The 22196-nt window shown below is 31.6% G+C and carries 22 protein-coding genes; 11 read left to right on the forward strand and 11 right to left on the reverse strand.

Translation table 11 applies throughout. The annotated features are described in order from the left end of the window. Window positions 1-76 precede the first annotated feature (76 nt). Window positions 77-685 (forward strand): DNA-3-methyladenine glycosylase, encoded by a 609-nt coding sequence (locus HMPREF3134_RS09600; protein ID WP_053021407.1) that lies wholly within the window; start codon window positions 77-79, stop codon window positions 683-685. 287 nt (window positions 686-972) lie between these two features. After that, window positions 973-2184, forward strand: a complete 1212-nt coding sequence (gene gltS, locus HMPREF3134_RS09605; protein WP_070442490.1) for a sodium/glutamate symporter — start codon at window positions 973-975, stop codon at window positions 2182-2184. Between the two features lie 108 nt (window positions 2185-2292). Here gltS and fni read toward each other — a convergent pair whose 3' ends face one another. After that, window positions 2293-3342, reverse strand: a complete 1050-nt coding sequence (gene fni / locus HMPREF3134_RS09610) for a type 2 isopentenyl-diphosphate Delta-isomerase (protein WP_037549931.1) — start codon at window positions 3340-3342, stop codon at window positions 2293-2295. A gap of 44 nt (window positions 3343-3386) precedes the next feature. Then, entirely contained in the window at window positions 3387-4334 is a 948-nt protein-coding gene (gene corA / locus HMPREF3134_RS09615) for a magnesium/cobalt transporter CorA (protein ID WP_070442493.1), read from the reverse strand. Window positions 4335-4454: 120 nt separating this feature from the next. Between corA and HMPREF3134_RS09620 the strand changes: the two genes are divergently transcribed. Further along, the gene (locus HMPREF3134_RS09620) at window positions 4455-4931 is read left to right on the forward strand and encodes a thioesterase family protein (protein WP_070442495.1); all 477 of its coding nucleotides are present in this window, start codon (window positions 4455-4457) and stop codon (window positions 4929-4931) included. Between the two features lie 2 nt (window positions 4932-4933). Next, window positions 4934-5329: a hypothetical protein gene (locus HMPREF3134_RS09625; RefSeq protein WP_070442499.1), complete on the forward strand. Its 396-nt coding sequence runs from the start codon at window positions 4934-4936 to the stop codon at window positions 5327-5329. A 184-nt stretch (window positions 5330-5513) separates the two neighbouring features. Here the strand turns inward: HMPREF3134_RS09625 and HMPREF3134_RS09630 are convergent, their stop codons facing one another. Then, window positions 5514-6413: an alpha/beta hydrolase fold domain-containing protein gene (locus tag HMPREF3134_RS09630; RefSeq protein WP_070442502.1), complete on the reverse strand. Its 900-nt coding sequence runs from the start codon at window positions 6411-6413 to the stop codon at window positions 5514-5516. A 195-nt stretch (window positions 6414-6608) separates the two neighbouring features. Here HMPREF3134_RS09630 and HMPREF3134_RS09635 point away from each other — a divergent pair, with 195 nt between their 5' ends. Then, complete coding sequence (locus HMPREF3134_RS09635) at window positions 6609-7256, forward strand: hypothetical protein (RefSeq protein WP_070442505.1); 648 nt, start codon at window positions 6609-6611, stop codon at window positions 7254-7256. A 123-nt stretch (window positions 7257-7379) separates the two neighbouring features. On the opposite strand, the gene HMPREF3134_RS09640 is transcribed toward HMPREF3134_RS09635, so the two are convergent. Continuing rightward, complete coding sequence (locus tag HMPREF3134_RS09640; RefSeq protein WP_070442507.1) at window positions 7380-9434, reverse strand: DHA2 family efflux MFS transporter permease subunit; 2055 nt, start codon at window positions 9432-9434, stop codon at window positions 7380-7382. 12 nt (window positions 9435-9446) lie between these two features. Continuing rightward, complete coding sequence (locus HMPREF3134_RS09645) at window positions 9447-10094, reverse strand: HlyD family secretion protein (RefSeq protein WP_011275030.1); 648 nt, start codon at window positions 10092-10094, stop codon at window positions 9447-9449. A 128-nt stretch (window positions 10095-10222) separates the two neighbouring features. Between HMPREF3134_RS09645 and HMPREF3134_RS09650 the strand changes: the two genes are divergently transcribed. Further along, window positions 10223-10774, forward strand: a complete 552-nt coding sequence (locus tag HMPREF3134_RS09650) for a TetR/AcrR family transcriptional regulator (protein ID WP_070442511.1) — start codon at window positions 10223-10225, stop codon at window positions 10772-10774. A gap of 113 nt (window positions 10775-10887) precedes the next feature. Here HMPREF3134_RS09650 and HMPREF3134_RS09655 read toward each other — a convergent pair whose 3' ends face one another. The 3 genes from HMPREF3134_RS09655 to HMPREF3134_RS09665 form a co-directional block, all read right to left on the reverse strand. After that, window positions 10888-12096: a putative multidrug effflux MFS transporter TcaB gene (locus HMPREF3134_RS09655; RefSeq protein ID WP_053025208.1), complete on the reverse strand. Its 1209-nt coding sequence runs from the start codon at window positions 12094-12096 to the stop codon at window positions 10888-10890. 259 nt (window positions 12097-12355) lie between these two features. Continuing rightward, window positions 12356-13720 carry a membrane-associated protein TcaA gene (locus tag HMPREF3134_RS09660; RefSeq protein ID WP_070442514.1) on the reverse strand — a complete coding sequence of 455 codons (1365 nt, stop codon included), beginning with the start codon at window positions 13718-13720 and terminating at the stop codon, window positions 12356-12358. A 111-nt stretch (window positions 13721-13831) separates the two neighbouring features. Beyond that, a complete protein-coding gene (locus tag HMPREF3134_RS09665; RefSeq protein WP_053023283.1) occupies window positions 13832-14290 on the reverse strand; it encodes a MarR family transcriptional regulator TcaR in 459 nt (152 codons plus the stop codon). 162 nt (window positions 14291-14452) lie between these two features. Here HMPREF3134_RS09665 and HMPREF3134_RS09670 point away from each other — a divergent pair, with 162 nt between their 5' ends. After that, window positions 14453-15409, forward strand: a complete 957-nt coding sequence (locus HMPREF3134_RS09670) for a YdcF family protein (RefSeq protein WP_053023282.1) — start codon at window positions 14453-14455, stop codon at window positions 15407-15409. Between the two features lie 119 nt (window positions 15410-15528). Here the strand turns inward: HMPREF3134_RS09670 and HMPREF3134_RS09675 are convergent, their stop codons facing one another. Together HMPREF3134_RS09675 and HMPREF3134_RS09680 are read right to left on the reverse strand one after the other, a co-directional pair. Further along, the gene (locus HMPREF3134_RS09675; protein ID WP_053023281.1) at window positions 15529-16194 is read right to left on the reverse strand and encodes an ABC transporter ATP-binding protein; all 666 of its coding nucleotides are present in this window, start codon (window positions 16192-16194) and stop codon (window positions 15529-15531) included. Next, window positions 16194-17249: an ABC transporter permease gene (locus tag HMPREF3134_RS09680; protein ID WP_070442517.1), complete on the reverse strand. Its 1056-nt coding sequence runs from the start codon at window positions 17247-17249 to the stop codon at window positions 16194-16196. The genes HMPREF3134_RS09675 and HMPREF3134_RS09680 overlap by 1 nt, the downstream gene beginning before the upstream one ends. Before the next feature lie 135 nt (window positions 17250-17384). Between HMPREF3134_RS09680 and HMPREF3134_RS09685 the strand changes: the two genes are divergently transcribed. The 4 genes from HMPREF3134_RS09685 to HMPREF3134_RS09700 all read left to right on the forward strand — a co-directional run bounded on the left by HMPREF3134_RS09685 (window position 17385) and on the right by HMPREF3134_RS09700 (window position 20435). Further along, window positions 17385-18059 carry a response regulator transcription factor gene (locus HMPREF3134_RS09685; protein WP_070442520.1) on the forward strand — a complete coding sequence of 225 codons (675 nt, stop codon included), beginning with the start codon at window positions 17385-17387 and terminating at the stop codon, window positions 18057-18059. After that, window positions 18052-19422 (forward strand): sensor histidine kinase, encoded by a 1371-nt coding sequence (locus HMPREF3134_RS09690; RefSeq protein ID WP_070442523.1) that lies wholly within the window; start codon window positions 18052-18054, stop codon window positions 19420-19422. The genes HMPREF3134_RS09685 and HMPREF3134_RS09690 overlap by 8 nt, the downstream gene beginning before the upstream one ends. Before the next feature lie 123 nt (window positions 19423-19545). Continuing rightward, window positions 19546-19986, forward strand: coding sequence for a LytTR family DNA-binding domain-containing protein (locus HMPREF3134_RS09695; protein ID WP_053022218.1), 441 nt, complete (start codon window positions 19546-19548; stop codon window positions 19984-19986). Beyond that, complete coding sequence (locus HMPREF3134_RS09700; protein WP_053021421.1) at window positions 19983-20435, forward strand: DUF3021 domain-containing protein; 453 nt, start codon at window positions 19983-19985, stop codon at window positions 20433-20435. The genes HMPREF3134_RS09695 and HMPREF3134_RS09700 overlap by 4 nt, the downstream gene beginning before the upstream one ends. A gap of 87 nt (window positions 20436-20522) precedes the next feature. On the opposite strand, the gene mqo is transcribed toward HMPREF3134_RS09700, so the two are convergent. Further along, the gene (gene mqo, locus HMPREF3134_RS09705; protein WP_037535826.1) at window positions 20523-22001 is read right to left on the reverse strand and encodes a malate dehydrogenase (quinone); all 1479 of its coding nucleotides are present in this window, start codon (window positions 21999-22001) and stop codon (window positions 20523-20525) included. Window positions 22002-22196: the final 195 nt, after the last annotated feature.

Here is a 22196-nt window from a genome sequence, read left to right on the forward strand (position 1 = left end):
TTAATTGTGTTATACCAGTCTAAGCTTCAGCTTTAATTATCAGTTATTAAATTTTCAAGAGGAAGAAGGTGTTCATGTGGATTTTGTATCAAGACCAACGACTGAAACCGCTAAAGCGTTATTAGGTGTCAAAGTCATGTATGAAGACGAATTTCAAACGTATAGTGGCTATATTGTTGAAACAGAAGCTTATTTAGGTTTTACAGATCGAGCAGCTCATGGATTTGGAGGTAAGCAAACGCCTAAAGTGACTTCACTTTATAAAAGAGGCGGCACCATTTACGGACATGTGATGCACACACATCTATTAGTGAATTTCGTAACTCAAAACGAAGGTGTCCCTGAAGGAGTACTGATTCGAGCTATTGAACCTTTAGATGGCATAGAAATGATGAAACATAATCGTAATAAGTCAGGATATGAATTAACAAATGGACCCGGAAAATGGACAAAAGCGTTTAATATACCTAGAGCAATTGATGGTGCCACATTAAATGATTGTCGCTTATCCATTGATACTAAACACCGTAAATACCCTAGGGATATTGTTGAAAGTGCTAGAATTGGAATACCGAATAAAGGCGACTGGACTAATAAACCGCTACGATACACAGTTAAAGGTAATCCATTTGTTTCACATATACGTAAATCAGACTGCCTAAACCCAGATGAAACTTGGAAATAAAGAAAAAAGACATTCTAGAAATTTTAATCCTTAGAATGGGCCTTTATGACTATTTCTAAATTGTTTAATATCAACAAATCTATTTTCATAGATATTACAAATTAATATTCCAATTAGATTTTTATCTTTTTATAAAATTATTAAAATTTCGTATTATATAAAAACCATTATACCTATCCTAGAAATCTATAATTTTTATATGTATAATGTTATATATGGGGATTTATAGCGCTTACAAGAAGTGCTATTTAAAATTTTTTAACTCGTTTATAAAGGGGGCTATATAAATGGAAATAGATGCGGTCACAACACTATGTCTTGCCTGTCTTTTATTTTTACTAGGTGAATTCATCGTCAATCACGTTTCATTTTTACAAAGAATTTGTATACCACCTCCCGTTATAGGAGGATTACTATTTGCAATTCTAGTTGCAGTCTTAGATACCTTAAATATTATTCAAATTAAATTAGATGCTAGCTTTATTCAAGATTTCTTCATGATGGTATTCTTCACTACTATTGGATTAGGTGCATCTTTTAAATTATTTAAAATTGGTGGGAAAGTTTTAATACTTTACTTTGTATGCTGTGCATTTCTGGCAATATGTCAAAATTTCATTGGTATCTCATTAGCTAAAGTATTACATATTAAACCATTGTTAGGTTTAACAGCTGGTTCAATGTCAATGGAAGGTGGACATGGGAATGCAGCGGCTTATGGTAAAACGCTTGAAGAAAGTTTTAATATTGATTCAGCTATTACTGCTGCACTTGCAGCAGCAACTTTAGGCTTAGTATTTGGTGGATTAATTGGTGGACCATTAGTAAAGGCACTCATTAAACGCTATAACCTAAAACCTGAAAACAGCGATGATTCGTTTAAAGATTATAGTAAAGTAGAATCTAATGAAGTGCTACATCGTAAATATCAACCTACACAAGTATTTTTTCTACAATTAACAATTATTGCACTGTGCATGTCATTAGGTACATGGATAGGTGATCAATTTTCTAATTTAACTGGTCAAAGTTTACCTATGTATGTAGGCTCAATGTTTGTAGCAGTTGCAATTCGAAATGTATCGGAATATGCGAACATACAACTCATCGATTTAAAACTGATTGATCAAATTGGTGATGTAGCTCTAGGCTTATTCTTATCACTAGCACTGATGAGTATTCAACTTACTCAAGTATATTCACTTGCATTACCTCTTATCGCTATCGTTTTAGTTCAAGTCTTATTTATATCATTATTTGCATTCTTTATACTATTTAGAGTGCTTGGTAAAGACTATGATGCTGCTGTTATGGCTGGTGGGTTTATAGGTCATGGGTTAAGGGCTACACCAAATGCGATGGCAAATTTAGATGTAATTACTAAAAAATATGGTAGTTCACCAAAATCATATCTTGTCGTTCCTATAGTTGGAGCTTTCTTAATTGACTTAGCAGGTGTACCTATCGTTATGGGCTTTATTAATATTTTTGGAAACTAAAGTTTTATATTATGCATTATAAAAAAGCAAGTTGGGAGTCCAAACTCTCAACTTGCTTTCTTTGTATAATTTATTAATGCGAATTATGGTTGAATGACCTATTCAATATTATCCTCTATGAATGTCTAAACCGCGTTGTTCAATCCATGACATTAACTTATGATCGAAAACGAACTTACTTTGTTTTAATTCACTAATATCTCTTGCATTTAACATTGTCATAATTGATTTCGTATGTTCAATAAATGACTCAACATACTCAATCGTTGTCGTGATGCCCCCATTTTCAACTTGATTTAAGAATGGTCGAGACATACCTACAGCTTTAGCCCCTAATGCTAGACTCTTAACAACATCTAGAGGTGTACGTACACCACCACTAGCAAAGACATTAAGTGAATCTTGATAAGCTGAACTTTCAAGCAATGACTCTACAGTTGACTGTCCCCAATTTGCAAGATAGTCCATATCTTTATTTGAACGACGCTCATTTTCAATTGTGACAAAGTTTGTTCCACCTTTACCACTTACATCAACGTATGTAACACCAACATCAATTAAATCTTTATATAGTTCTTTGCTCATGCCGAAGCCAACTTCTTTAATAATAACTGGAACATCAACACGTTGAACAATAGCTGCTACATTATCTAACCAAGTCGAGAATTCACGATTTCCTTCAGGCATCACAAGTTCTTGTGGTGCGTTCACATGAATTTGTAAAGCCTGTGCATCTAATAAACTAACCGCTTCTACGGCTTTATCTACAGGAACATCGGCACCAACATTACTAAAAATTATACCTTCTGGATTGGTTTGACGTGCAATACTGAATGATTCCGCCATTTTAGGATTTCTCAAAGCGGCATGTGTAGAGCCTACAGCCATTGCTAATCCAGTTTCTCTAGCGACAACTGCAAGTTTCTCATTAATTTGTTTTGTCCATTCACTGCCGCCTGTCATCGCATTGATATAAATAGGATATGTCATATCAAAATCTGTTATTTGACTTGTTAAGTCTACTTCATCTACATTTATGCTAGGGATTGAATGATGCACGAATCTCACTCGATCAAAGTCTGATTGAGGTGCATCACTTTGAGCCATTGCTATTTCAACATGTTCATTTTTCCTCTGTTCTCTTTGAAAGTCACTCATCTTTGTACCTACCTTTGCTTAAATTAATAAAGTTTCATAATATATTAGAACCATTTTTTTCTTTTGAAAAAGATAATCAATGCAATAGCTATAATTAACATGACGATCATACAAATTGGATAGCTATATTGCCATTTAAGTTCTGGCATATATTCGAAATTCATGCCATAGACACCTGCAATAAATGTCAAAGGTGAGAAAATGACTGAAACCAATGTTAATACTTGCATGATACTATTCATTCGAAATGATGAATAAGATTCGAAGTTCTCTCTTATTTCATTAGCCATCTCCTGTGATGTTCTTATGATATTATTTTGCTTTATAAGATGGTCATCGATATGTTGAATATACATCGAATGCTTACTATCTACAATCAAATTACCTTCAGTTTTAATTGTATTAACTAATTCTTGCATAGGGAATAATACCCTTTTAATTTTGATTAAATCAGATTTAATTTGAAAAACATTATCCATTATTTTTTTACTTTGAGTATCATCTACATGTGCATCTTCAAAGTTATATGTTTTATCCTCAATTGTATATACGAATTCAAAATATTTATCAACCATCATATCTAAAATATGTATCACTATATCTGCACAATCCAAGTCTGAATCATGATGTTGTGCATTCATTTTAGCCACTTCATTTAACGATTCAAAATGTTTGTGGTGATATGTAACAAGTACTTTCTCATTTAAAAATACATTTAAAGAAATTGGAGAAAAATCATCTTTGTACATACTGTGAAATACTAAATATTGATATGATTCATAGGATTTATATTTTACACGTGGCACACCTGTAATGGCGTCTTCTAACTCTAAATAGTTAAATTCAAATTGACTTATTAAATAATCATTCTCTGCTTGTGTTGCATTTTCAAAATCAAACCATACAATTGTTGCTGTTTCAGGAATCTCCTTCACACTATCAACTTGAGTGAGCGATTGATTTTTAGTTTGATATCGAATTGTCATAGTCATTGTTACGTTTACCTCCTACATAACCATACGTCTTTCATTCTACCATGAATTAAATCATGTGTATGTGTTATTTTTATTTAGTAAAATAGAACTATCAATATATGAGCGAGGTCTTTAGTAATGAGTAATCCTGTAATTATTAATAAAGTGGTAGAAACAAATCAAATTGATTATAACAACCACATGCATGACTCAGAATATAATAAAGTGTTTAGTGAATCTGTAAATGAATTTAACTACACGCACGGACTTTCTTTAAAGGAACGTGAGGTACTTCAATACACAATGTTCACTTTAGAAGAACATACGACGTACCTAGCAGAGTTATCACTCAATTCAGCTTACCGAATCGAAGTTTATATTTATGATTATGATTATAAACGTGTGCATTTCTTTTTAATGCTTTATACAGATGAAGATGAACTAGCTGCAACTAACGAAGTTATCATGATGGGAATTGACAGTAACAAACATAAGTCTGCTCCTTTTCCAAGTGATTATCATCAAAACATTGCTAATTATTATAGTCAACAAGGTACTATTGAATGGCCTAAACAATTAGGTCATCAAATAGGAATACCTAAAAAGGAGAACTAAAAATGGTATCACAATTCCGCAATCAACTTTTAGAATTATTATATGATTTAAATGATGAGCTTAAAGTAAACTTAATAGAACTCAATATTACTAAACAATTATTTATGAATGGTCCCAGTCAGGAATTGCTTAAAAGAGCATTTAATATTAGTTATTATCAAGGACAGAAACAAGCTATTGAAGCATTACAAAATATCGTTGCATCAGAGGAAAATGAGGAAATTTTGAAACATTTATTAAATGACTATGCAAGTCAATTTGCGAACTTATCATCGAATTTAGTGAATTTGTTAAATCAACAAGATGTATCTCAAATAGATTTGGCACAAGGCATAGACAATTATTATCATAACTTAGGTCAACAAACGGTTATAACTAAAGTTCAAAATTTAATTTAAATTTTGAACAATGAAGTTATTCATATTTCATGATTTGAAGTGACAGAAGACGAGAACTCATCTTCAACAAAAAGAACTGAGAAGGAACAATTAAATGCCCTTCTCAGTTCAATTACCTACGTCATATCTGCTAAGTAGAATTAGAGTACTTTTTTATATCAAACTATGTTTTGTTTGATGTTAATTAAGCATCAATCGTCTTAGTAATTTGTTTAATTACTTTGTGTGACTCACGTATAGGGAATAAAGGGAAATCGTGGAACATTTTCGGATACTCAAAGAATTGAACTGGTTGTCCCTTATCCTCCAAATTATATACAAAACGCTTCATATCTGGATGATAAATTTCTCTGCCACCACCGAATAAAACGATAGGTGGTAAATCGGGTAGTTGTCCATAAATTGGTGATATTAATGGATTAGCTAGTGCTTCTCCTTGCGTCCATACATTGAATATACGTTGTAAACCATCCCTATTGACGAAACGGTCTTTATTGCTTAAATCCTTAGTTATTTCAGGATTAGTCAATGTTGCATCCAACATTGGTGAAAGTAGATAAACTTTATTAGGTAATGGTTGATTATTAGCCACAAGTTGTTGAACGTAACTTAGTGCTAATGCGCCCCCAGTACCATCCCCCATAATAACGATATGCTTGACATCCACTTCTTCTAATAAAGATTGATATATCCCATCGATTGCTTTAAATGTGTCTTGAAAGTGGTGTTCTGGTGCTTTAGGATAAATTGGCAACACAACTTCATAAAGCGTACTAAGTGCAAGTTTATCCATAAACCTCCAATGAAATGGTGAGGGTTGCAACGTATTATAACCACCATGAATATAGAGAATTTTCTTTTTTGTTTCATGACGAAAATTAAATCTAAATACTTGCATATCATCGTGTGACAACTTATCTAAATTAGATTTAACATTTAAACTTGAAGGTTGCTTATGCTTCGCTTGATTAATATCTTTTCTTTTATCCATGAACTTATCGAAATCTGAATCATTATCAAACATTATTGAACGATTGTGCAGTAAGTATCGATTGATGATTCGATTAACCATATGTGATCTCATAAAATTCTACCTACCTTAATTAATAATAAATTACTTAAACGTCATTACATTTAGCACAAAAAGCGATATAATGAAAACTATGTTCAAAAAAATCATGATTAAATATTTAATATAATATTGTTAATTGCATATTAAATTCAGTATAAATTAGTCAATCTTAGAAAACAAATGAATTATAGAAAAGGAGTTAGAAAAGTGTCAGAAAGAAAAACAACACAATATGATAATAAATCTCCTATTGATAATCACAACTATCTTCGTTCTAATCGTAACAACCGAAAAAGAAGATCTTGGGTGAGTTTAATTATCCAAATCATAATTTTCATATTAGTAGCTATTACGGGTTATAGTATGTACAAACAACCTATCTTTAATTTAGCATTTGCTAATCAACCCATTAGTTACGGTCAGATTAAAGATTTTCAGTATACGGTTACACAAATAGGTACACTTAATATTAATTTAAGCCAATTAGCTAATCTTGAAGATGTGGCCAATCGTCTCGTATTGGTTTTTAATATATTTTTCATTTTAACAATTGTAAGTTTAGTTATCACTATTTTGACTATTATCTTCAATCGAACTTTATTAAAGATTTTAAATTTTATTGTGATTTCAATATTATTGATCATGTCACTGTATTTCGGATATGCAATACAAGTAATTGGTCAACGAATTGCTGATAAACTACAAAGTTTCTCGTTAAATGTTTCTGCTAATCAAATTATTAGTGAAGCGGATGCTATTCATAATGCGCTTATTTTATTAGTATGTAGTCTAGCTTTATTAATTGTTAGTTTCTTTTTCAGAAATCGAAAAATGAACCATCCTAAAATCAAATAATATATTTTTTGCCATTGTAGACGCAATCATTTAGTCACAATGGCTTTTTTCTAATAAAAAAAGTATCGATCACACTTAAAGAAGTGTACCGATACTTTAAAAATAATGTCCCCCAACATCATTTTATTTAAATTTATTACTTTCTGCATTCATCATTCTTTCATGTTCTGCATCAGCGCCTTTTTTACCTTTTAAGAATAAACTTAAAATAAATGCTAAGACTGCTAATCCAGTCGCAATCCAGAATGCATCGTTAATGCCTTCGATATATGCAAGCTGATTTACGTATTTTAAGATAGCTTGTACTGCTTCAGATTGACCACCATATTGTGCCGCCATTTGACGGACATGGTCTTGGATCACAGGATTTGTTTTATCTAATTCATCTGTAAACGCACCAACATGATTTGTTGTTTGCGTCGTCATAACAGTAACAAGAATCGCAGTACCAATTGAACCAGCTAATTGTCTCATCGTGTTTAGGAATGCATTACCATGAGAAATAAGTCTTGGTGGCAGTGCGTTAATGGCCGCTGTCATAAGTGGCATCATTACAAACGCCATACCGAATGATCGAATCACATAAATACTCATTATATGAAGATATGATGTATCCATATTTAATTTAGTAAGTTCCCATGTTCCGTAAGCCATTACAGCTATACCAAACAATGCTAAAGGTTTTAAACCAATTGTATCAAGTAGCTTACCAGTAATTGGTCCTAATATACCCATAACTAATGAACCAGGAAGTAATAACAGTCCTGAATCAAGTGCTGAGAAGCCACGTAAATTTTGTAAGTAGATTGGTAATAAAATCATACCACCGAATAAACTCATCATAACAACCATGTTAATGATAGTTGTTAATGTAAATGTTGATGATTTCAACACTTCAAGATTTAACATTGGCGCTCTCATTTTTAATTCACGAATGACGAATGCAGCAATGAATATCGCACCAATTATGAACATCGTTACGATTTCAGCTGAACCCCAACCTTTATTACCGGCTTCACTGAATCCGTATAATAGTGCACCAAATCCAATCGTACTATAGACGATACCTTGATAGTCGGCTCTTGGATTTGTTGTTCTTTGATATAATCTGAACCAGAAATAACCGAATATCATTGCAGCAATTCCTAGGAAGAACATACCATAGAACATAACGTTCCAATGATAATTTTGAACGATGTAACCTGATAAAGTTGGTCCAATAGCTGGCGCCAATATCATTGCTATACCCATCGTTCCCATTGCAACGCCACGTTTTTCTGGTGGGAAGATTGTAACGATTACGTTAGAACCTAATGGCATTAACACACCAGCACCAATGGCTTGTAGTACACGTCCACCCATCATCATAGGGAAGTTATTAGAAAGTGCACAGACTAGTGAACCAATAGTGAATAATAAAAGTGCAATAATAAATAACTTACGATAAGAGTATTTATTAAATAAGAATGCACTTATTGGAATTAAAATACCATTTACTAACATGAATCCTGTCATCAACCATTGTCCAGTTGACGCAGAAATATTGAATTCTGTATTAATCTTAGGCAATGCAACGTTTAATAACGTTTGGTTTAAGATGGCTATAAACATACCAAACAACATTGCTGCTAAAATTTTATTTCTTGTAATCCCTTTTCCAAAAACAAAATCTTCTTTTTGTTTCTTAATACGTTCGTTTACACGTCCTTCTTGAGAATCAGGATTAATCGGTTCATAAATTGAATCCTTAGGTAGATGTTGATTGTTTACATCATCATCTTTTTTGTCATCCTCAGTAGCATCATCAGCATAATGTAAGGAATGTGATGCTTGCTTTTGCTCAGGATGTATTTGCTCTGATGCATGATCTTGCTGATCTTGTTCATTCTCGAAATGATTTTTTCGTTTATCATTTTCAATGTGTCTATCTTCAGAGTTCGTGTGACGCTGTTTATCATCGTCTCTTTGAGAATCTTGCGTGCGATTCGACGCTTTATCTCGGTCTAAGTCACTGATTTTAAATTTAGATGGATTACTTTGACTTTTAGATTCTTCATTTACGTGTTGTCCCTTAGCTTGGTTCTTACGCTTCTTACGTGATTTCAACACAAGAACGTTAACTAAACCAACTAAAATGACCGCTAAAACAATATATCCAACAATGAAGGTCGTTGTCATTCTATGACCTCCTTAGTCTTTATGAATTTTTACTTCAGCGTTCATTCCAGGAACAACATTTTTAGATGGTGCAGAATCTAAAGAAATTTTAACTGGTACTACTTGAGATACTTTAGTGTAGTTACCATCAGTGTTAGATGATGGCATTAATGAGAAGCTAGCTGCAGTTGCTTGGCCTACTTCTTCAACTTTACCGTCAACGTCAGAATCTTCACCGTCGATTGTTACGTCAACTTTGTCGCCTTTTTCTACACTGCTAACATCTTTTTCGTCAATATTTGCTGTAATATATAAATCATCTAAATTGTAAGCATAAGCAATTGGTGAACCTGCTTGTGCAACTGAACCTTCCATACCACTTGTTTTAACGATAGTTCCGTTTTGTGGCATTTTGATATCCATTGTTTGTGACTCACCGCTTTGGCTTTGACCACTCACTTCTGCTACTTTGTCACCTTTTTTAACTTTGTCCCCTTGTTTTACATCAAGAGATTTAATTTGACCTGAAGTTGGGCTAGAGATTTGAATTTGTTCTCCATCAACTTTGGCATTATCAGTTGTTACAAAGCTTGTAGCATTATGATATAAGTAGAAACCTACAATACCAACTACAACTAGAACAACGATTGTGATGATATTAATTAACACCATTTTCTTCATTGAACATTTCCTCCTATTTGCTTTTCAAAATCACTTTTAATATTATAAAGACATATAAATAAAATTAACACCAACAATTATTAGTAAATTGTCGGCTAAATGAAGTACAAAATAAATCAGGTGACAAAATGAAGCAAAACGCTAAATATAAAATTATAAAAAGTTTAATTGATTTATTAGAAATTTATCCCTTCGAAAATATATCTATAAAGATGATTTGTGCAAATAGTAATGTCAATCGGTCAACTTTCTATGATCACTTTCAAGATAAGTTTGACTTGCTATCAAAAATCCAAAATTATCATTTGAATAAATACGAACACTTACTCAACACATTCTCTTTTAATTTTGATAATATTAAAAAAAATCCTGAAAAAGTTTATAAATTCTTCCATATTATTCTAAAATATATCTATAGAAAAAAAGCGTTTTACCACGCTATTTTTATTTCCCATCCAAATAAAGAATTAGTTATGGAATATATTGATATTACGAAACAGTATTACACGAGAATTTTAGGAGAAAATAATACAGCCATTCAAAACGTGCCTTTTTTTATAACTTATACAATGAGTGGTCAAATAGGTGTCATTTTAAATTGGTTAAGATTAGGGTGTCAAGAAAGCCCGGATGAAGTAGCAAGTGCATTACTAGCTAATACTTTAAAAGTTCAAAGATAGTTGTATTTAGCCAATGAAGAAGCCATTAATTGAGTTAACTCGATTAATGGCTTCTTCACTTTGATACTGTATTTAATTGTTTCATCGTAGCATAGTAATTAATTTAATTTCTTTTATAATTTGTCATGTTTAAATACTTTAATATTTAATAATTGTAAAATGATAAGTAAAATTGCTGTGAGACTAATAATAATGATATAAGGCATACTGTTATATTCACCTTTTAGATTAACAAGTGGTGTCACAAGGCCGCCTAATAAAGATTGTAATAATCCCAATAAACTTGATGCGCTTCCGCTTCCGGTTGTACGTTCTTCCATTGCAATTGAAAATCCTAATGTCGCGACGCCTGTAACTGGCGCCACTAAAACGATAAAACCTATAACTAATAACGCAAAATGCCAATGATTTATTAATGTTAATGACACAATCACAACGCCAAAGATTTGGATAATTGTAAATGCACGTAGTAGCACTTGTGGGTGAAAATAGTCTACTAATTTTCCAGCAATCTGACTCGCAATAATAAGTGTGATTCCCACTCCTGCAAACATCCAACTAAAGTGTAATGGCGAAACACCATATATTTTTTGAACTAAAAATGGTGATGCAGAAATGTAACTAAATAACATGATGAATGTAACGCCTTGAATGAGCATTGGTAAGACAAATCGTGGTGTTGTGAGTAGACTTTTAAAGTTACTAAAAATCACATTCACTCCACTGCTATCACGATTTTCTACCGATAAAGATTCAGGAACTTTAAACAATGAACCTAACACCATTAATACACCAAATAGCGTTAAAATGACAAAAACCATTCGCCAAACAGCAAAACTCAAAATTAAGCCCCCTAAAGCTGGCGCAATCACAGGTGCTACTCCATTAACTAGCATGAGCAGTGCTAAAAATTTAGTCAGTTCATTTCCACGATACATGTCACTAGCAATCGCTCTTGATATAACAGCTCCAGCGCCTCCAGTAAACCCTTGAATAAATCTAAGAAATACCATAATCCAAATATTTTCAACGAAGACAATACCTAAACTTGCTAAAGCAAATATAATCATTGATATAACTAGTGGTTTCTTTCGCCCAATACTATCGGATATTGGACCTACAATCAGATTACCTAACCCTAAACCTATCATAAATAAAGATAAAGTTAGTTGTGCATTAGCAGTAGTCGTATTAAAATCATTTTTTAATTCTGGTAGCCCTGGCAAAAACATATCTATAGATAAAGCACCTATAGCAGTTAAAGCACCCAATATAATAATAAATAACGGTGAATTTTTCTTTTGCTTTTGCTCTATATCCATTATATTATCCCACCTTTTTAGGTTTCATATTTTTATGTATTGATTAAAATTTAATAAGTTGGAATAAAACATGCTTCAATATTACTCTAGCTTTCGAATTTTTAAACCACTTACTGAAATTTTAAGTTTGTGTTTCGTTCATTCTCTTATAAATGACTAGAACTGAGAAAAGCTTCATTTAATCACCTTCTCAGTTCAGTCTACAAATACTTATTTAGAATGAATGTTAAAGATACAATTTCGATCGCTACTCATTCATTTATTTTGAATCAACTAATTGAATATTACCCGTATCACTATCTTCTCTTAATTCATAATTAGTGGTTTCATACTGCCCATTGCTATTTAAATGTTGCACTTTAGTATTAATCGTGTTGCCTTTTTGACTAGCACTTACAACTTGTGGATTAATAAAAGCAACTGATTGGTTTAAATTGTTTTTTATAGACTTATAGATACTCGATTTATCTTTTAAAAATGTACTCACTAAACTGAAATCATTTTGTGAAATAGCTGAATTCAAAGTGAAAGAATAATTACTAAAGAAATTACTTAGCTTTGTTTTCAAACTATTTTCTTCCGCTTCTTTTTCCTCGATATAATCACTAATCTCTTCATCATCAAACTCTAATGTAGCACTATTAATATTGCCTAAATCTCTTGCTTTGATTGTTTTTGTCTCTGCATGGAATGTTTTCCCTTTTGCCTTACCTAGTGCAGAAACTGTAACATCTTTCGTTTGAGGATAAGGTCCATATTCTCTAGAACTGCTATATTTCATTTGTTTATCATTTATTTCAACTTTTAATGAGCCTTTGTCTAAATCACTTTTTCCTTTTAATTTGACTGTTAATAACGCTTCGTTGAAATTTTCATTTACTTCAACTGTGTTACTCTTTCCATATCTAAAGTCAAATTTAAGTTGACCACTAAACTCACCATATTCTGTTTCTTTTTTAGCATCAACAGAATATATACCTGGGATATAAGTACCTAGTGAAGTCGTCTTATTCGCATCAGCAATAACTGTTTTCTTTTTTCCACCATCTTTAAATTCATATTTCGTATCCAATTTAGGTTTCACAATTGCCTTCTTTGTAGGAGCAGTGTAACTCATATTATCGAATATTAATAATCGTGTACCATTTTTACTTACACGTAAGTAGTTATTACCTGCACGCGTTTTTAAATTAATTGCCTCTTTTGAATCACTTTTATTGAGTGTTTCTACTGTAGATTTAATATCGCGCGCAAACTTCTTCATTCCAACTTCACTTCTAATATAGTCTATATATACACTTGCCTCATCAGAATCTATATGAGAATTTTTAGAGCTTAATAGCGTCGCTACTTTTTGTGAATCATTATTATCAATTGCATTAACTAAAATCTTTGTTTGCGCATTAGGTGAATTGTAATTTCTAACCAATACAAACACAATAATTAGTAAAACAATGATGAACGCAAAGATAGCCCAAGGAATAAACTTTCTTATCCTAATATTAGATGTGTTGATTTGAGGGGAGTTTATTTGATTGTCTTTATTGTCTAATTTATTTCCACAATTAGGACATTTGTTTAAGTTACTATCAATTTTCTGTCCACATTTCGGACATGTACTCATTTAGTCACCAACTTCCCCTCTACTAGAATATATTTATCGATTGATATTTTAATTTCAAATTAAGAATATGATTTCTATTATATAATAATCATTCTAGACCTTCATACTAATTTAAACTTTTGAATTAAATTTTTTTACTCTCTCATCTATTATATATAATACACTTAAAGCTTTCTCAATATCTTTACTTGATAAATCAGCTACCATATCACTAACCATATCGCTAACTATTTTATTGTTTTCTTCAGTATATTTTCTACCTTTTTCCGTTAGAGCAACATATTTTAGTCGTTGATCAATATTGTTATTTGGCTTTTGTAATGCTACGAAGCCACTATCGATTAGTTTCTTGATACGTCGACTTACTGCTGCTTTATTAACACCTTGTTTTTCAATTATTTCAGTAATTGATAATACTTGATGATGGCTTAGCAATCTTAGAACATTGGATTGCTCCATTGAAATACCATACTTGCTTTGCTGATCTTTTAATAACTTTGCAGTTAAAGTATTAGTATCATCAATGAATTGCTTCATAAATTCGATGTGGTTTCTTGAAATTATGCTCATTACTTTACTCCTTGTTAAATAGTAATCAATAGCGTTTTACATACTCTGTTAAATAATATCAATAAACAATTCTCTTGAAAACCTCATTACTTTATTAATAGTTGCTAATTGGTAAGTTGTTCGATTACATTTATATATATAAAGAAATTAGAGGTATTCCTTATGATTGCAATTATCTTAGCTCTCGTTGTGTTATTGATTGTACTAGGTGTATTATTCAACGTGAAATGGCTTCTGAATTTAAGAGTGTTTATTACAACTATTATATTATGTATGTTAATTACTGTTTTGAATCTATTAACAATGACACTCCCTACTACACTAATAATAATCATGATGATTACTATGGGTGGTTTACTAGTGAAGCACAACCATCTTTTCTCCTTACAAAAAGGTCAAACTTTTTTAAATAAAATGACGAAACTTCTCATACTAGGAGTACTTTTTACATCGATTCTTGCATATCTTAGCACTATGCCTATTCCTATAATTAATGGTGTTTTCTTGTGGCTAACTATGATTGCGATAAGTACTTGTTATGCATTATTGCTTTACATGTCTTGGTCATCAGCTTTAGGTCGTATCTCAACTCATAAGCAGTACGACTTAATTATGGTATTAGGAGCTGGAATTTTCACAGAAAAAGTTACACCAATGTTAGCCGAAAGATTAAATCGTGCACTTAGTGTATATCAACATCAAACTGACAAATGTAAAATAATTGTTAGTGGTGGTCAGGGGCCAGATGAACCCATATCTGAAGCATTAGCGATGCAGCGTTATTTAATACAACATGGGGTTCACCAATCTAGTATTATTATGGAATCTCAATCTACAAATACGTTTGAAAACTTCTATTATTCAAAAAAAGGCATACACAATCTATACTCAAATAGCCCCAATATACTTTGTGTTACGAGCCAATTTCATATCTTACGAGGAATGAAATTGGCGCATACGAACCGAATGAAAGTTGATGGTATAGGAAGTCACACTCCTTATCATTTTTTTGATGTCGCATTAGTGAGAGATTTCTTAGCACTAATGTATCAATATAAATTACTATTGACCATTTACTTTGCAGTTTTATTTTTTGCTTCTCTTTTCATTCTATTTTAAAAAATCGGGAGTGGAACAGTATGTTTTGTTCCACTCCCGCAAAATGATTATAGCTGAGAGAAGTTTGATTATTGTGTGATTTAAATGACACAACTAATTAAACTTTCTAAGCTTATTTTTTATAACTCGATTTTACCATCTTCAATTTCAATCACTCTATCCGCATATTCAAATAATCTTTTATCATGCGTAATCATAATACCAATCATATTTTTAGTTTGAACATGTGCTTTAATCATTTGCACAACAGATGTCGCTCTATCTGCATCTAAACTGGCAGTTGGCTCATCTGCTAATATGATTTTAGGTTCATTCATAAAAGCTCTCATTATAGCGACGCGTTGTTTCTCTCCTCCGGATAACAAATGCGGATAAACATCTAAACGATGACTCAGACCTATCTCATTTAATAGTCTTTGTGCTTTATCTTTAGCCTCTTTACGCTTTATACCCGCTTCTTTAGCTACAATCATTAATTGTTCTCTAACTGTTAGATAAGGAACTAAATGAGATGATTGAAAAATAAAACCTATATCATTTAGTCTTAGACTTGTTTTATCTACTTCATTTGACAATAAATGCTCACCATTATACAAAACATCTCCACTCGACGGACTTAGTAATCCACCTAAAATATTAAGAAGTGTAGATTTACCTGATCCAGATGCGCCACTTAGTATGATGAATTCACCTTGATTCACATTAAAATTAATATTCTTTAATACTTCTGTTTGTGCATCTCCATTGCCAAATGTCTTAGTAATGTGTTTGAGTTGTAATGCCATTATTCCATACCTCCAATTGCTTCTATAGGATCTACTTTTAGAACTTTTATAAAGGATAATAATGCACCGATTAACCCTACAATTAGAAATACGACTATCATTAATAACACCTGACTATAACTTAAATAAAATGGCATAGTTACAGGCATAAAGGCATTTAATATAAGTATGAGAGAAAATGCTAAAATAACACCTAACATTGTCGTTAAAATAATTTGTAGTAAAAGTGCAGTTAATAAATGTTTCGTTTTAATACCTATGGCTTTAAGAATGCCTATTTGAGGTATTTTTTGAATCGTCATTACATAGAAGAACGCACTTAAAACGATTGCTGTAATCACGAATAGACTAATAATCATTAAATTAAGTGGCATTTGTTCTGCTTGATAACTAGCAATGTTATCAGTTAATGTCTTTTCATTTACAACCTTGATGCCTTTAATTTGTTTAAGTGATTGTTTTTCATCTTTGTTGATTTTATCAACCGGATAAAATGTTGATACTTGTTTATTTAATGACTTAAACGCTTCTTTATTCATTAATATCATTGAACTATGTGCGTACATTGACTCATTCATTATGCCGCTAATTTTATAGTCTTGATTATGTCCTTTAAAAGTTACAGTATCTCCAACTTTCAAGTCATTTCCAGTCAGTTTCTCACTAATAGCTATTTCATTCTGTTTTTTTGGAAAATTACCACTTACAAGTTTTGGCGTAAGATGTTTAGGCGTATTTAGCGTGATGACATCTTGATCTTGTTGGTTTATTTTAAGTGTTTGCGTCCCCATTTGAGTTGCATTTTCATGAATGATATTCTCTATTTTGTTTTGTTGTGATTGGTTCAACTGGGAACTTTCTAACTTCGGTTCCTTATTATCTTCGACTATATAATGTTCAGCTGGCATATTATTTAAATATGATATATTTTCTCGTGCTAAGCCTTGAGCTAATCCACTAATAAATAACACCATGCTTCCTAATAGAAATATAATTAACATGATTAATGTATAACGAAATCTGTAAAATTTTATTTCTTTCCATGCTAAATTCATATTTAGTACCTCCCACTGCTATTTCAATACATAGTTTAATGACACATTGTGAACTGAATATGAACTTTAAGAAGAATTGTTTTCTGATATAGTTATTCATATAATCATTTTATGAATAATAAAGGAGTAAAACTGATGGTGAAGTGTTTAATAGTAGATGACGACTATAAGATATTACATTATGTATCTCAACATCTCGAAGCAGCTCAAATTCAAACCGTCACTCACGCAAGTGGTGAAAGTGCCATCGCATACCTTGCAAATAATAAAGTCGACATTGCAGTTGTTGATATTATGATGACTGGCATGGATGGATTTGAATTATGTCAATTGCTTAAAAATGATTATGATTTACCTGTCATAATGTTGACGGCAAGAGATGCTCTGAGTGATAAAGAACGTGCATTTGTAAGTGGGACAGACGATTACGTTACCAAGCCTTTTGAAGTAAAAGAATTGTTATTTAGAATACAAGCTGTGTTAAGACGTTACCAAATTAATTCTCAAGACATTATAAAGTTAGGAAATGTTACTTTAATTCAAGAGTATATGGAATTATCTGTCGACTCTAAAAATGTCAATTTGCCTACAAAAGAGTTTCAATTATTATTTTTATTGTGTGGTAAACCAAAACATATTTTTACAAGAGACACACTAATTGAGCGAATTTGGGGATTCGATTATGAGGGAGATGAAAGAACTATAGACGTTCACATTAAGCGATTACGTCATCGATTAAATCAATTAAAAGCCACAATTGAGATACAAACAGTTCGTGGACAAGGATACAGGGTGATTACACATGTTTAAGACGCTTTATACACGTATTGCGATTTACACGATTACAGTCATTCTTTTTAGTGCTTTAGTCAGTTTTCTTTTTGCAAACGTGTACTATCATTTCAATTTAAAAGCACATAATGACGCAAAAATTATGCGTACTTTAGAAGAGGCAAGAGCATTTCATACATCTTCAAATCAATCTGACACTCAATCATATTTTAAACATTTAGGAGATATGAACTATCAAATTATGATTGTAGATCACTCACATCATAAAACATTTTTTGGTGAACCATTCCGAAAAGACACTATTTCAGATTCAGCTATTAACCAAGTACTAAAAGGTAAAGCCTACCATGGTATTAAAAATAAACCTTTCGAACTATTTATAACTGGCTTTTTTGATAATGAAACGGATAATACTGTGGGTATCCCTTTTAATCAAAATAATCAAAAGCTTGCCGTATTCATGCGTCCTGATATAGGTGAAACATTTAGTGAGTTTCGCACTTTTCTTGCTGTTCTTTTAATATGCTTATTAAGTATATCTATCACGCTCGTTATTGCATCTACATATTCAATTATTAAACCTATAAAAATATTGAAGCAAGCAACTGAACGTTTAATGCATGGTGATTTTAATTCACCAATCTATCAAAGTCGTCATGACGAAATTGGTACGTTACAATATCGATTTGAAGCGATGCGACAATCTTTAAAACAAGTAGATGATATGCGACAACACTTTGTTCAAAATGTTTCACATGAAATCAAGACGCCATTAACACACATTCATCGTCTACTTAGTACGTTACAAAGCAATGTAAATCAAGGAGAGCGTGATCAGATTATTCATGAAATTCATGAAGAGGTTACGCATTTAAGTAATTTGACAAAAGAATTATTATTATTATCCGAACTAGATAACGCTACTCATCTAAAATTTGAAGATAATGTTCACTTTAAAGAATTAATAACTGACATCATTCGTCATGAACAATATGGGATAGATAACAAACAATTAATGTTGATGTCTGATATAGATACGGTTCATTTCCGAGGAAATAATCGTTTATTACATCAAGCATGTTCTAATCTCATTCAAAATGCAATTAAGTATTCTAATCCCAATAGCATGATTGATGTGAAATTATTTATTAACGAAGGAATTATTTATTTTACCGTTAAAAATGAAGGGCATACCATTCCAGAATCAGTGCAACCTCATCTATTCGATCGTTTTTATAAACGTAATGCTGAGGATAATAGCAATGGATTAGGATTAGCAATTACTCAATCTATCATTCATTTACATCGTGGACAAATATCAGTAACTAGTAATGAACGTGACGGAACGACGTTTACAGTGACATTGCCTGAAACTAACTAATCAATTTAGTTAGATATTATTTTACAAAGCTAACCACTTACTTCAATATATCTACCATTTAATATTGTTCTAAAAATTTTCTATACATTTGTGGTTAAATGACGTTGAGGAGGCATTAGTCAAATGAAACTACGGTTACATATATCACCCGAAGAAGATGAGAAGTATATCGCGATTCACGCACCTGAATTTGATGATGAAGTACAACAAGTTATTACAAATATTGAAGATTTGAATAGTTTAAAGCAACTCTATGGCAAACAAGATGACATGATCCATATTATAGAAATTCAAACCATCACTAGTTTTCGTACACATAAAAATCAAGTCATTGCAATTAGAGACGGCGAACAATTTAAATTGAAAGAACGATTATATGAACTTGAAGAAAAACTTCCTACTTCATTTATTCGAATTTCTAAATCTGAAATTGTAAATATTAATAAGATTAAAAAATTGCAATTAGAACCTAATGGTTTGATTAGAATTTATTTGCAACATATTGATTATACCTACTCCTCTAGAAGATATTTAAAATCCATAAAGGAGAGACTTTCATTATGAGAAAATTATATCAATTTGTTAGTATTTCTTTAGTGATAGGTTTAGCACTTTCTATCATTTTTAGTTATATCAATGCTGGAGGTGAATATTATCCAATTTCACCAGTTACAACACTAGGTAAGTTATATTATTCACACTTGTCTGAACCATTAGTAATGCTCATCGCCATTTGTTTGTGGCTTTTAATTGGTGCATTATTTTACTTAGCAAACTTTTTCTTTACGCACACAGATTGGAGTATCACACGTAGCACATTAATGCATTTTATATTGAGTTATATTGGATTATTACCAATTGGTATTTTATCCGGATGGTTTTCGATAAGTGTTTCAAATATATTTATTTTTACATTCTATTTCATCATTATCTACATCACTATTTGGATTATAGAGTTTTTAAAAAGTAGAAAATATGTTTCTGAAATCAATAACCAATTAAATAAAAAATAATTACTAATGGAAAAGCTCCTTATAAAGTAAACACTTAAAGTGCAAACTTTATAAGGAGCTTAATGTTATTTTATATTGAAATGATACTTATTTTACATTTAAATATTTTTGAATTTCTTTATTAACAGCGCGATAGACGTCCTCATGCTCTGTTAATTTAAGTCCGAAAGAAGGTACCATTTCTTTAATTTTTGGAATCCAATTTTTAAATTCATTACCATAACAACGTTGTAATAAATCTAACATAATATCTACTGCAGTTGATGCACCAGGTGAAGCACCTAATAATGCTGCAAGAGAACCATCATCAGATGTAATTACCTCAGTACCAAACTGTAAGTTACCTTTACTATCTTCAGTATCTTTAATCACTTGTACACGTTGACCTGCAACAATAACTTCCCAATCTTCGTCTTTTGCATTAGGCACAAATACACGTAAATCATTCATACGATCTTCATGTTTTAACATAAGTTGTGATACGAGATATTTAGTTAAATCTATTTCTTTAACACCTGCTGATAGCATTGTTAATAAATTATTAGGTTTAACTGAACGTATTAAGTCTAAATTTGAACCTGTTTTTAAGAATTTAGGTGAAAAGCCTGCAAATGGACCAAATAATAAAGCACGTTCCCCATTTACAAACCGTGTATCTAAATGAGGTACCGACATTGGTGGTGCACCTACACTTGCCTTACCGTAAACTTTAGCATGATGTTTTTCGATAACGTCTTTATTAGTACAACGTAAGAACAGACCACTTACTGGGAAACCACCGATATGTTTTGATTGCTTGATACCTGTTTTTTGGAGTAACGGTAAACTTGCACCGCCGGCCCCAATAAATACAAATTCTGATTCATACGTATGACTTTGTCCAGAATTAAGATCTTTAACAGTCACTTTCCAGTTTCCATTATCCAGTTTCTCAATATTTTCAACTTCTTGTTTATAAGAGACTTCTACATTTCTTTCTTTTAAATTAGAGATGAGTTTTTTTGTTAATGCACCAAAGTTTACATCTGTCCCACTTTCATCACGAGATAATGCAATTGGAACATGTGATGTTCTTCCTTCAACCATTAAAGGTACCCATTCTTTAATTTTTTCACGATCTTCAGTAATATCCATTTTTTCAAATAGTATATTTTCTTTTAATGCTGCTACTCTGTTTTTAAGGAATTTTACATTGAAGATACCTTTTACGAAACTCATATGTGGCACTGATTGAATGAAGTTAGATGGATTTTCTAATTGTCCAGTTCTTACTAAATGTGCCCAAAATTGCTTAGATACTTGGAATTGTTCATTGATTTTAATTGCTTTTGTAATATCAACAGAGCCTTCTTTGCCTTCTTTAGTATAATTCAATTCACAAAGTGCAGAATGACCTGTGCCAGCATTATTCCAAACATTTGAACTTTCTTCACCAGATTGTTCTAATTTTTCAAATATTTTAATTTCTTTGTCTGGAGATAATTCTTTTAATAACGTACCGAGTGTTGCGCTCATTATACCGCCACCTATTAAGATGACATCTGTTTTGCTATGTTCTGAACTCATAACAATACAGTCCCCCTTTTTTTTCACATCTTTAGTCGATAGGAAATTGATCTTGGCTTAATAAATTAAAACGCTTTCTTTATTTATTAAAATTTTTAATATTAACTTTACGCAGAACGTAAATCGACTTTTTTAATAACTAGTTTAATTATATACATAATCGTTCTATGAAAAAAGTGTTAACATAAAGTTTTC

This window comes from Staphylococcus sp. HMSC14D10, from assembly GCF_001808125.1.
Taxonomy (GTDB): Bacteria; Bacillota; Bacilli; order Staphylococcales; family Staphylococcaceae; genus Staphylococcus; species Staphylococcus haemolyticus.